The sequence below is a fragment of the Protofrankia sp. CiP1_Cm_nod1 genome (genome assembly GCF_920888515.1).
Classification (GTDB): Bacteria; Actinomycetota; Actinomycetes; order Frankiales; family Frankiaceae; genus Protofrankia.
Map to the genome: position 1 here is coordinate 1 of NZ_CAKKTM010000215.1, position 11,612 is coordinate 11,612.

The following is an 11,612-nucleotide window of genomic DNA, read 5'->3' on the forward strand; positions in this document are numbered from 1 at the left end:
GGCTGCCGGCGCGGCCGCGCCGGCGCCCGTCCGCGCGGGCCTGCGCCTGGCTCGCCGTCGTGCTGCTCGTGGCGCTGGCGACGGGGGTGGGGCTCACCCGCGTCGAGTCGGACACCACGACGGCGTCCTTCCTGCCCGCCGGGGACCCGGCACAGCGCGCGTTGGAGGAGTCCGCGCGTTCCTTCGGCGGCGACCCGGTCGTCATCCTCGCGGAGTCCGCGGGCGCGCGTGAGCTGCTGGGCGCCGAGGAGATCCCCAAGCTGGTGGCGCTGGAGGGCAGCCTGGCGCGGCTGCCCGACGTCGCCGTGGTCTACGGCCCGGGGACCATACTGAACCAGATCGCCGGTGCGGCGCAGAACCTGCTCGCGACCATTTCCGGCAGACGGGACGCCCTGCGGGCCGAGGCCGAGGAGCAGGCGCGCGCCGCCGGCCGCTCCGACGCCGAGGCCACCCAGGCCGCGGACGCGGCCGTCGCCGAGTACGACCTGCGCTACGGCAGCCTGCTCGTGCGTGGCCTGCCCGCCGGCCTGCCCACACTGCGCAACCCGTCCTTCGTCAACGCCGTGGTGTTCGACCAGGACGGCTCCCCCCGCCAGCAGTGGCGGTTCGTGGTGCCGTCGCCGAACGCCGCCGCCGTCCTGGTCCGTCCCCGGGAGGGGCTGGACCAGGCGGGAACCGAGCGGCTGGTGGCCGCCGTGCGGCAGGTCGCCGGCAGCGCCGGGCTGCGCACGAGCAGGCTGACCGTCACCGGCATGCCCGCGATCGCCGCCGATCTCGGCGGGCAGGTGCGGCGCGAGATCCCGCTGCTCGGCGGGCTGGCCCTCGGGCTGATCGCCGCCTGTTACCTGCTGGTGCCCTGGGTGCGCCGCCGCCACCGGCTGCTGCCGCTGACCGCGACGCTCGGCGCGACAGCGCTCACCCTCGCGGCCCTCGGCTGGCTGGGACACCCGCTCTCCCTCGGCGTCGTGGCCTTCCTGCCCATCCTGGTCGGGATCGGCAGCGACTTCCCCGCCTACCTGATCCGGGGCGCCGAGCCGCGGCGGGTGGTCGTGGCGGCACTGGCCAGCGCCGCGGGCTTCGCCTCGCTGGGGCTCTCGCCGGTGCCGTTCGTCCGGGACCTCGGATGGGCGCTCGCGGCCGGCGTCCTGCTCGCCGTCGGGCTGGGCTTCCTCACCCGGCGCTGGGCCGCGCCCGCCGCGGTGGGGCATGCGGTGAGCCAGCATGAGATGGGCCAGGAGGCGGGTGCGGACAGGCCGCTGCCGGCGATGTCGCGGGCGCGCCGGGCCGCCGTGCTGGTCATGCTCGTCGCCGTCGCCGCGGCGGGCTGGTCGGCGCTGGCGTTCCTCGACATCGAGGCCCGGCCGGACCGGCTCGCCGACGGCGTGTCCACGCTGGCCGACGCGCAGCACGCCGAGGAGGTGCTCGGATCGGCCGGCGAGGTCCAGATCCTGGTCAGCGGCACGAACGTGATCACACCGCAGGCGCTGGCCTGGATGCGGCAGGTCGAGGACACCACCATCCGCCGGTTCGGGGGCGACCTGCACCCCATCGTGAGCCTGCCCGGCCTGCTCGCCTTCCTGGGCGACTCGCCGACACCCGACCAGATCACGGCCGGGCTCGGGCAGCTCCCGCGCTACCTTGCCACCGCGGTCGTGCGCAACGACGGCCGCCAGGCGGTGATCAGCTTCGGTGTCGAGCTGCAGGACGTCGCGCGCCAGCAGGACCTGCTGCGGAACGTGCGGGCCGCGCTGCCCCGACCGCCGGAGGGGCTGACCGCCGAGCTGGTCGGGCTGCCGGTGGTGGCCGCGCGCGGGTACGAGCTGGTGTCCGGCGACCGCTACCCGGCAAGCCTGATCGGGATCGTTGCGGCGGGGCTGGTGCTGCTGGTAGGCCTGCCGCGACGTTCCGACGCGGCGCGTGCCGTGCTGGCCGCGGTGCTGGCCACCGGGTGGGGACTGGCCGGGGCGTGGGTGTGCGGCGTCGCGCTCACCCCGTTGACCGTCTCCCTGGGCTCGCTGGCCACCGCCACCGCGTGCGAGTTCAGCGTGCTGCTCGGCCAGGGGTACGCGCGCCGGTCGCCACACCTGCGCCGGTCGGTGGCGGTGGCGGCGCTGGCCGCGTCCGCCGGCTACCTCGCGCTGGCGGCGTCCGGTCTGTCGCTCATCCGGCAGTTCGGTATCTTCCTGGCGGCCACGGTCGGCCTGTCGCTGCTGGCGGCGTTCGTCGTCGTCCGGCTGTTCCCCGTCCGGCCGGCGGCCGGGCCGCGGGCCGACAGCGCGGGCGGCGCGGCGCCGCCGGATGCCGTGGCGGGAACGGATGCCGTGGCGGGAACGGATGCCGTGGCGGGAACGGATGTGCCGGACGACGGGCGCGGCGCGCCGGGGACCGGCAGCGAGCATGGCGCGCCGCCGCCGGACGGCACGTCCAGCGCGGCGCGGACGGAGGTGAAGGTATGAGGGCGCTACCGGGCCCGCTGGGCCGGTCATGGGTGCGCACGGTCCTGGTGCTGCTGGTACCGCTGGTCGTCGCCGGGCTCGCGCTGCTCATCGTGCCGCTGGTGACCGGCCTGCCCGGCAACGCCGCCTTCCGCGTGGGCGGCACCGTGGTGACCAGGGACCAGCTGCAGGCCCGGGTCGAGGTCCTCGGCGCGCTCTACGGGATCCGCGAGCCGGTCGGCGGCAGCGAGCTGGAGCAGTTCCGGCGGGACGTCGCCAAAGCGGTCGCGGTGAGCATGATCATGGACAGGGCCGCCGCCGAGCGCCAGATCGTCATCGCGGACAAGGCGGCCCGGGACACCCTCACCAAGATGATCGACGAGCAGATGGGGCCGGGGGCGGACGGGCAGCGTGCCTTCACCGACCTGCTGGCCAAGCTGAAGGTGTCCGAGAACGACGTCCTCGACGAGGTCGGACGCCAACAGCGCACGGCCCGGCTGTTCCAGGATGTGACGGCGCCCGCGGCCGCGGCCGTCACCGACAACCAGCTGCCCGCGTACTACGAGGGCCACCGGACGGACTTCGCCGTCCCCGCGCAGCGTCGTCTGCGCAACATCGTGGTCGCCACCAGGGAGGAGGCCGACCAGGTGGTGCGGCGCGCCAGGGACGGCGCGGACTTCGCCGCCCTCGCCGGTGAGACGTCACTGGACGAGTCGACCCGGGGCAGCCAGGGAGATCTGGGATTCGTCACCGCCCCGCAGCTGGACGCCGAGTACGCCAAGGCCGCCTTCGCCGCCCCGGTGGGCTCCGTGTTCGGCCCGGTGCAGACCCGTTCCGGCTGGAACGTCGGCCAGGTTCTCGAGGACAGGCCGGCCAGCCAGCCGTCTTTCGAGCAGGTCAGGGACCAGGTACGGGACGCGCTGCGCTCGGAGCGCGCGCTCGCGGTCTGGCGGGCATGGCTCGCCGACCGGATCAGGGCGGCGGACGTGGAGTACGCCGACGACTACCGGCCCGCGGATCCCGACGCGCCGCCGTCCGACGGCTCCGCGGTGCTCCCGCGGCCAGGCGTGACCAGCGGCCCGGCGCCCGCGGCGCCACTGTCGCCGTCCCTGCTGTCCCTGCCGCCCGCAGCCGCCCCTCCGTCGCTGACGGCCCCGCCGCCGCTGTCCCTCCCCGCGGCACGATGACCGGCTCGACATGATGACCGGCTCGACATGATGATCGCCGCGGTGCTGGTGCAGCTCGCGTTCGCCGCCGCGTTCTTCGCCATCGGACGGTGGGGGCAGCGCAACGCCGCCGCCCTCGTGCCCGCCTCCCTCTCGCCGGAGGGACGGGCGAAAAAGGAGCGTTCCCTGCGCCGGGGCGCCCGCTCCTGCACGATCATCGCGATCGTCTTCGTCGTGCTCGCCGTGGCCGGGCAGGTTCTCCCCGGCTGACCGCGGGCGTGCCCCTGCGGGCCCGCGGTCAGCCCACGACAACCCGCGGCCGGCCCGCGGCAGCCCACGACGGCCGCCGCGGCTCAGTCCCGCTGGAGCCCGGCCACGATGATCTGGCGGGCCTCGTCGGCCAGCGGGTAGGGCACGAACAGGGTGAACCGGTTGATCAGGTCGTCGAAGCGGCGCCGGAGCTCCGTGACGACCGCCGCCGGCTCACCCACCACCGCGAACGTGTGCAGCACGGTGTCGTCCACGAGCTTGGTCATGACGTCCCACTCGTTCTGCCTGGACAGCCGGTGCAGCTCCGTGTGCAGGTCGCCCCAGCCGTGCAGGTCCAGGACACCGCGGTAGGCCGGGGTGGCCCCGTAGAAGGCGATGCGCTCGCGCACCGTCCGCACGGCATCGTCGTAGCTTTTCTCGTCGACCCCGGTGGCCACCAGCCCCGGGTAGGAGAGGGTGAACTGTTCCCGTTGCCGGCCGTTGTCACGGAGCACCGATTCGACGGCGGGGAGGGTGACCTCCCGCAGATAGCGTTCGGTGGTGAAAGAGTGCACGAGTATGCCGTCGGCGACCTCGGCGGCGACCGAGGCCATCTTCGTCCCGACCGCGGCTATCAGGACCGGTGGCGGGCCGTAGGGGCTGGGCCCGGGATTGAACAGCGGCGTCATCAATGTGTGCTGGTATATGTCGCCGCGGAAGTCGAGTGGCTCCCCATGGTGCCAGCTACGCCATATTGCCCGCATGGCCAGGACGAACTCCCGCATCCGCTCGGTCGGCGCGGACCACGGCATGCTGAAACGGCGCTGAATATGTGGTTTGATCTGAGAGCCCAGCCCCAGCACGAACCGGCCGGCACTGAATGTCTGGAGGTCGTTCGCTGTCGACGCCATGGTCATCGGGTTGCGGGCGAATGCCACGGCTATGGCGGTACCGATTTGCAGCCGTGGTGAGCGGTCCGCGGCCAGCAGCAATGGCAAGAAAGGGTCGCGGCCGACCTCGGTCGCCCACACCCCGTCGTACCCGATCCGTTCGGCCTCCGCGACCTGGGCCGAGATACCGGCGATATCCGCGCCGCTGGTCCCGTCCGAGGAACCGCCACCGATGAATCCGTCGACCAGCACCGTCAGCTCCTCCTGATCGTCACGGCGGCTGTTTCACACCTGCTCACGGGGCCGACGCGCCCCGCCCGGGCCGGCTGCCGCCCTGACGGTCCGGCTGCCTACCGCCGGCCGGCCGCCGGTACCGGAGAAGATCGTTTTTCTCCTGGCTGGCCCGCCCGGCCGCGGGATGCCGGCCGGAGCCCCGGTGGACGGGGCGGAGGGCTGGCGTTGTGATCAGAAGACGGTGGAGGGGTGGCCGCTCGTGGAGAGTTGGCTCCGATGGCAAGAAGTAAATCAGGAGTAACTTAATGGGTCAACAACTCCACCTCGTCCGGCGATGCGCGAGGCGGTGCGTGAAGTGGCACGCGGCGCTCCCCGGACACGGGCCGGGCGCCTGGCCGGGGGCCCGGCCGGGGGCGTTGCCGTCGGATCGCGCCGTCAGCCACCGGCGGTGGGGGAGCCCGGGCAGGAGCGGTATCCGCGTGAGACGGCAGGGTGGGAGCGGGCAGTGAGCGAGCGTGGCGGCAGAGGTACGATCACGAGAACTCCGCGTCCACGCAACCGCAGAGCTCAGATCATCACCGCTGCCAGTGAGCTGTTCTACCGTTTCGGTTATCACAACGTGAGCACCGAGGACATCGCCAGCGCGGTCGGGATCACCGCCGGCGCGCTCTACCGGCACTTCCGCAGCAAGGAGGAGCTGCTGGTGTGCGCGCTGACCGACAGCTTCGACCTGGCGGCGGCCGCCGTCGACCGGCATCACGGCGGCCAGCTCACGGCCATGGTGCAGGACCTGGCCGAGACGGCGGGCCGGCGGCGCGACCTCGGGGTGCTGTGGAGCCGGGAGAGCCGCCATCTCGACGACGAGCAGCGGCAGCGGATGCGGGAGCGGTTCTTCGCCTTCCTGGCGGGCTTCGTCGTCGCCCTGAACGACGCGCGTGAGGAACTGAGCCGGGACGACGCGGAACTGCTGGCATGGTGCGCGCTCGCCGTGCTCACCAGCCCCTCCTACCACCGGGTCCCGGCCGCCCCGGAGGCGATGGCCGCCCTGCTGCGGGGGATGGCCCTGTCGGTGTGCACCGTGGACATCGCCGGCGTGTCCGGGCGGCCGGCCGCGGATCCGGCCACCACCGAGACGGGGCTGTCACCGCGGGGGCGGCGGGAGGCGCTGCTGGTGGCGGCGGCCCGGTTGTTCAGCACCCGTGGCTACCAGACGGTGACCATGGAGGAGGTCGGCGCCGGGGTCGGGGTGACCAGCGCCGGGGTCTACCGGCACTTCGCCAGCAAGGCCGACCTGCTGATGGCGATCGTCGCGCGCGCGGCCGAGTCCCTGCAGCTGGGCCTCGCCCGGGCGCTGGCGGCCGCCACGACCCCCCAGGGCGGCCTGGAGAACGTGGTGGCGGCCTACATCGACTTCGCGATGGCGCACACCGACCTCGTCAACGTGCTGGTCGCCGAGGTCATGAACCTTCCGTACTGGAATCGTCACAGAATTCGCAAGGCGCAGCACGACTACGTCGCGGAATGGGTGTCCCTGATGGCGGCCACCCGCCCGGACCTGGACCGGACCGCGGCGCTTTTCCGTATCCACGCCGTGTTGATGGTGGTCAACGACGTTGCGCGCACAGCTCATCTGCGAAGCCAGCCGGATATTACGGAAAGACTCCACATGGTAGCTGCCCGTATCCTGCACAACCGATGATGTGCTGCCCGCGGCCGCTGTGGGCGGGCGGCCGCGGGCGGGCGCGCCGACGGCCCGGAGCCGGCCCGGAGCCGGCCCGGGAGCCGTATTCGGAGAAGTCTTGACGAAGTGACCTGAATCACCTACGTTCTGTCCGAAGTAAATATGGCAACACATAGATCCGGTCTCTGGAGCTGTTGGCCGGCCCCCGCGAGGGGCGCTGGGCCCCGGGGGCCGCGCCGTCGTCGCGATCGGTCCACTTCGGACGTGGAGGACAAGGGACAGTGGCGTCACCATATTCCACCACTGCGTTAGCACAGGCGGATCTTCAGATTCGCCAGAAGAAGCTGGTCATGGCATTGCACACGGCGGTGGACGCGGCTCCGGTCGAGCCCGGCAGCCGCTCGGCCGCGGCGCTCACGGCCAGGCTCGAGCGGATCGACGGTGAATCCATCGACGCGGCGGTCCGGGGCGGGGAGGCGGCCCGGGCCGGCGCGCTGCTCGCCGAACTCGGCGCCGTGCAGAACGACCTGCGTGCACACATGTTCGGTATGCCGTTCCGGGTGCTGAGCCGCATCAGGGAGGAGCTCGCCCGGATACGCCGGGCCACGACTTCCGCGGAGGCCATCGCGTCCGCTCCGGCCGCCCTGTGCGCGGCCGGTGGATTCGACCGGGCGATGATCTCCAGCCTACGCGGCTCGACCTGGCTGCCCGCCGAGCTGCACGTCACGACCGACGCCGACAGCGCGGTCAACGTGGCGTTCCGGGACTTCATCCAGGACCTGCGGATTCCGCTGACCTCCGCCATGCCCGAGGCCGAGCTCGTCCGGCGCAAGGTGCCCGCGCTGATCCAGCAGGCGCAGTCCGAGCCCCGGCTCTTCCGCCCGTTGGTCGAGGTGTCCCAGACCCGGGAGTACGTCGTCGCGCCGGTCCTGGCAAGTGGCTCGGTCGTCGGTTACCTGCACGCGGACACCTATTCCTCCGGGCGCCGCCTCACCGGCTACGACCGGGAGCGTATCCAGATCTTCGCCGACGGCTTCGGCCTGATTCTCGAGCGCACGGTGCTGCTCGAGCGTCTCGCCCTGCAACGGGAACGGATCGCCAAGGCGTTCTGCACCGCCCGGATGATGACCGAAGGGCTCAGCGCGGCCCCGGTCCGGCTCGCGCGGCAGAGCATCCCGGCGACCGAGTCCAAGCCGCCGGTGTCGCTGCCCGGCATGCTCGCGGCATCCGCACCCCGGCTCCCGGACGGGCTGACCCCGCGGGAGCGGGAGGTGCTCGCCCTGCTGGCCAGCGGCGCGACCAACGCACAGATCGCCGACCGCCTGACCGTCTCCGAAACCACGGTGAAATCGCATGTGAAGCACATCCTGCGCAAACTGCGCGCGTCGAACCGCGCCGAGGCGATCGCCCGGTACCTGTACCTCGCGCGCAGTCAGGACCGCGCCTTATGACCGCCGACCCGGACCGGAAGCCCAGCATGTTCCCGGCACCCACCGGCGTCCGAGGATGGCGGCGCCGCCAACGCGATCTCGCGGCCCGCCTCGATCTCGTGCACGGCGAGGTGCGGGCCGCCCTCCACGCGGAGCCGACGGCGTCCGTCATCCCCGACGATCTGGGGACGTCGACCGAGGTCGTCGCGACCCTGGCCGGGCGCTGCATCGACCGGCTGCGGGCCACCGACGGCATCACCGCCGCGGGCAGCGACACCAGCCTGCAGCTGTGCCATCTCATCCTGGATCTCCAGGAGCTCTCGTTCGACCTCTACCAGCATGACCTGAACCTGTGCACCCGCCGGTTTGCCGACTGCGCCGCGGGGCTGCAGCGCCTGCGGACGCTGCCGAACTCGGCCGACCTGCTCGACCAGGTGTGCGGGGAGCTCGTCCAGCGGTGCGGTTTCGGGCGCGCGGTGCTCTCCCGGGTGGAGAACGGCGCCTGGCATCCGTGGATGGCCTATTTCGGCAACGGTGACGAGTCGTGGTTCGCGCGCTGGATCGACCGGCCGATCCCGCTGGAGGGCATGACGCCCGAGACCGGGCTGCTGACCGACTGCCGGCCCGCGGTCGTGTACGACACCGCGAACGCGCCCGTCTACCGGCCGATCATCGTGGAGTCCGGGCGTTCCAAGTCCTACGTCGTCGCCCCGGTGATGCGCGGGCCGGAGGTCGTGGGCTTCCTGCACGCGGACCACCATCCGTCCTCACGCCGCGTGGACGACGTCGACCGGGATGTTCTCTGGATGTTCGCGGACGGCTTCAGCCATGTCTACGAACGGGCTGTACTGACCGAGCGCCTGCGTACCCAGCGCAACCACGTGCGGGAGATCCTGTCGTCGGCGGTGGAGATGATGAACGACTTCTGCGACGCGGGTATCGATCTCTCCCGGTACGCGGGCACCGGAGCCATGCCCGGCGACGGCGCGCGGCCCGCCCTGGTCGCCACCGCGCACCCCGGCGGGGACCTCACCGCGCGGGAGTCGGAGGTCCTGGAGCTGATGGTGGCGGGCGCCACGAACAGCGTCATCGCGGAGACCCTGGTCATCGCGGAGGAGACCGTGAAGTCGCATGTGAAGCACATCCTGCGCAAGCTCGGCGCGGTGAACCGATCCCAGGCGATCGCGGGCTCCCTGGGGATGACCATGCGTGAGATCGAGGCTTGAGAATCGGCCGACACAACAGTACGCACCGCAGCGAACTGCTACGGTGCGTACTGTTTTTCTTGTGCCGTGGACGGTCGGCCCTGTCTCCGGCCACGCTGGCAGACCTCAGGTGGCGGATCTCGGGTGGCGGGCCTCGGCGGAGATCACGGCTCCCGGCCGACAGCCCCGCCCCTCGATGGGGACCGCGGCCGGAGCAGCCGCGGTCCCCGCGGGTACGCAGTGCCGAGCAGAGCCGTGGGCCTGGCCGATGCTCAGCCGAGCAGGCCGAGCTCGGACCGGCCGAGCAGGTCGTAGGCCTGGTCGGTGGTCAGCGGGTGGAACGGTCCGCCACGGGCGTCCCGGTAGAGCCGCTCCAGGACGTGCCCGCGCCGGAAGGCCGAGCCGCCGACCAGGCGGAGCGCGGCGTCCGTCACCTTGATCGCCGTCTCGGTCGCGGTGACCTTGGTGACGTCGACGAACGCCGCCCGCGCGATCGGGTTCCACTCGGCGTCACGGCCCTCGATGAGGATCCGGGCGGTCGTCTCCAGCGCCCGGGCCGCCGTCTCCGTCTCCAGCAGAACCTTGCCAAGCCCGTACTGGACGTAGCCGATCCCCTTCAGGGCGACGTCCTTGCCCTCCTGCGTCGCGCCGAGGGACTTCTTCTTGAGGATCTCCCGGGTCTCGGCGTAGGCCTTCTCCGCGAGGCCGAGGTAGACGCCGGAGAAGCTCAGCGACGCCCACTCGAACTCGCCGAAGAGGCCGTTACGGAAGTTGCCGCCGTACGCCGAGGCCGGCACGTAGACCTTGTCGAAGACGAGGGTGTGGGTGCCGGTCGCGCGCATGCCCAGGGTGTCCCAGGTCTCGATGATGCTGATCCCGGGCGTGTCGATCGGGATGACGAAGACGGCCTCGCGGGACGCGTGCTCCTGGAAGTCCTCGGGCAGCTCCCCGGAGGGATCGGTGACGGTGGCGTTGAAGGCGACGATGTCGGCCCCCAGGCAGAGGGTGGCCCAGGTCTTCTTGCCGCTGACGTGCCAGCCGCCCTCACCGTCGGGGACCGCCACGGTGTCGGCGAGACCGGTCAGCCCGGCCCGGTCCTCGCTGAAGGGCCCGCAGACGATCTTGCGCTCGTTGACGACCTCGGCGAAGACCCGCTGCCGGGTCTCCTCGTTCAGCAGGCCACGGAAGATACCGATCATGGTCTGGTGCATGTTGAACGCCAGCGCGATGGCCGGGTCGCCCTTGGCGAGCTCCCTGGACACCAAGGTGGTGGTCCAGATGTCCGCGCCGAGGCCGCCGTACTTCTTCGGGACGGCCAGAGCGGGCAGGCCGCTCTCCTTGTAGATCGGCACGAGCTCGGTCGGAAAGCGGTTCTCGGCATCAGCCCGTGCGCCGGCCTCGGCAAAGTGCTTCGCCACCGAACGGGCTATCTGTATCACCTCGGCTTGTTCGGCCGGGGTTATTTCCACATCGTGCTTCCCCATACCGCAACTCACTCCCAACCATCGACGACCATGTGCTTGCGAAGCCGTTGTGAGCATAATCGAGCCACCGCCGGCTGGAATCTCCCTGCGGGAGAGATTCTGCCCTTCGACGGGGTGACACCCGGTGGGAACCACCTCCTCTCCGGGGGATCGGGGGCCTGGCCGGGCACGTGTCGTCCGGGCCCGGCCACGGTCCGCCACCGCGGCTTCCACGGCTTCCGTCATTATCGCCCCCGCCGTCATTACCCGCGTACGGTAAGCCGGCAGCCGCCGACCGGCGGATGATCGTCCGTGACCGGGTTATCCTGGCGCTGGGACCGCCGCCGGCCTGCTGGTTCAGGCGAAGCGGCACCGGTTCACCCGAAGGAGCACCGTCTTTACCCCCGGGGGATGAGGCGCCGGCCACGAACTGGTTCTACCGTGTGGGACACCTACCCGCCGATCGGGCCGACAGTCTCTTTCTTGAGCTTTCCCGGATTTTCCGGGACCGCGGTACGCAGGAAAAGCTTGATCGTGCCCCTCGGCCCGGCGGAGCCGGCCTGTCCCGGCTTTGCCGGCCTGGCGCTCGTGGGTGTGACCGTCGCCTGGCCCTGGTCGGGCCAACCGGGATCGGAACGGAGTGCGTCGATGAGCCGAGTCACCGAACAGGCCGAACAGTGGGCGCGGGGGATCACGAGTGACACCGACGTGGCGATCTCGCTGTACACGGACGACGTTCGGTACGACGGGGACTGGACGGCCGGTTCGGAGCACGGCCCGGCCGCCGGCGCCGCCGGCCTTCGTGAGCGGCTGGCCGCGTACCCGGAGCGGGACACCGACAGCGGTCCGGAAGGCGCCT

The 11,612-nt window shown here is 71.8% G+C and carries 8 protein-coding genes and 1 pseudogene; 7 read left to right on the top strand and 2 right to left on the bottom strand.

Features of this window, described 5'->3' with window-relative positions; genetic code table 11:
* From NBX02_RS09920 to NBX02_RS09930, 3 genes are all read left to right on the top strand, one after another.
* A partial coding sequence (locus NBX02_RS09920; RefSeq protein ID WP_250291055.1) for a hypothetical protein occupies window positions 1-2,456 on the top strand: 2,456 nt, incomplete at its 5' end.
* Complete coding sequence (locus NBX02_RS09925) at window positions 2,453-3,622, top strand: peptidyl-prolyl cis-trans isomerase (protein ID WP_250286327.1); 1,170 nt, start codon at window positions 2,453-2,455, stop codon at window positions 3,620-3,622. The genes NBX02_RS09920 and NBX02_RS09925, both read left to right, overlap by 4 nt.
* Window positions 3,623-3,652: 30 nt before the next feature.
* The gene (locus NBX02_RS09930; RefSeq protein WP_250291057.1) at window positions 3,653-3,871 is read left to right on the top strand and encodes a hypothetical protein; all 219 of its coding nucleotides are present in this window, start codon (window positions 3,653-3,655) and stop codon (window positions 3,869-3,871) included.
* 83 nt (window positions 3,872-3,954) lie between these two features.
* Here the strand turns inward: NBX02_RS09930 and NBX02_RS09935 are convergent, their stop codons facing one another.
* Entirely contained in the window at window positions 3,955-4,992 is a 1,038-nt protein-coding gene (locus NBX02_RS09935; protein ID WP_250286331.1) for a TIGR03617 family F420-dependent LLM class oxidoreductase, read from the bottom strand.
* A 487-nt stretch (window positions 4,993-5,479) separates the two neighbouring features.
* Here NBX02_RS09935 and NBX02_RS09940 point away from each other — a divergent pair, with 487 nt between their 5' ends.
* The 3 genes from NBX02_RS09940 (at window position 5,480) to NBX02_RS09950 (ending at window position 9,311) form a co-directional block, all read left to right on the top strand.
* Window positions 5,480-6,673: a TetR/AcrR family transcriptional regulator gene (locus tag NBX02_RS09940; protein ID WP_250286333.1), complete on the top strand. Its 1,194-nt coding sequence runs from the start codon at window positions 5,480-5,482 to the stop codon at window positions 6,671-6,673.
* Window positions 6,674-7,005: 332 nt separating this feature from the next.
* Window positions 7,006-8,106: a LuxR C-terminal-related transcriptional regulator gene (locus NBX02_RS09945; RefSeq protein ID WP_250286335.1), complete on the top strand. Its 1,101-nt coding sequence runs from the start codon at window positions 7,006-7,008 to the stop codon at window positions 8,104-8,106.
* A complete protein-coding gene (locus NBX02_RS09950) occupies window positions 8,103-9,311 on the top strand; it encodes a helix-turn-helix domain-containing protein (protein WP_250291060.1) in 1,209 nt (402 codons plus the stop codon). The genes NBX02_RS09945 and NBX02_RS09950 overlap by 4 nt, the downstream gene beginning before the upstream one ends.
* 251 nt (window positions 9,312-9,562) lie before the next feature.
* Here the strand turns inward: NBX02_RS09950 and NBX02_RS09955 are convergent, their stop codons facing one another.
* The gene (locus NBX02_RS09955; protein ID WP_250282593.1) at window positions 9,563-10,774 is read right to left on the bottom strand and encodes an acyl-CoA dehydrogenase family protein; all 1,212 of its coding nucleotides are present in this window, start codon (window positions 10,772-10,774) and stop codon (window positions 9,563-9,565) included.
* Window positions 10,775-11,401: 627 nt separating this feature from the next.
* Here NBX02_RS09955 and NBX02_RS09960 point away from each other — a divergent pair.
* Window positions 11,402-11,612: pseudogene (locus tag NBX02_RS09960) on the top strand (hypothetical protein); the annotation flags it as partial.

Coding starts and splice junctions, on each gene's coding strand:
- NBX02_RS09925 (WP_250286327.1), top strand. CDS start 2,453: ATGAGGGCGCTACCGGGCCCGCTGGGCCGGTCATGGGTGCGCACGGTC.
- NBX02_RS09930 (WP_250291057.1), top strand. CDS start 3,653: ATGATCGCCGCGGTGCTGGTGCAGCTCGCGTTCGCCGCCGCGTTCTTC.
- NBX02_RS09945 (WP_250286335.1), top strand. CDS start 7,006: ATGGCATTGCACACGGCGGTGGACGCGGCTCCGGTCGAGCCCGGCAGC.
- NBX02_RS09950 (WP_250291060.1), top strand. CDS start 8,103: ATGACCGCCGACCCGGACCGGAAGCCCAGCATGTTCCCGGCACCCACC.
- NBX02_RS09955 (WP_250282593.1), bottom strand. CDS start 10,774: ATGGGGAAGCACGATGTGGAAATAACCCCGGCCGAACAAGCCGAGGTG.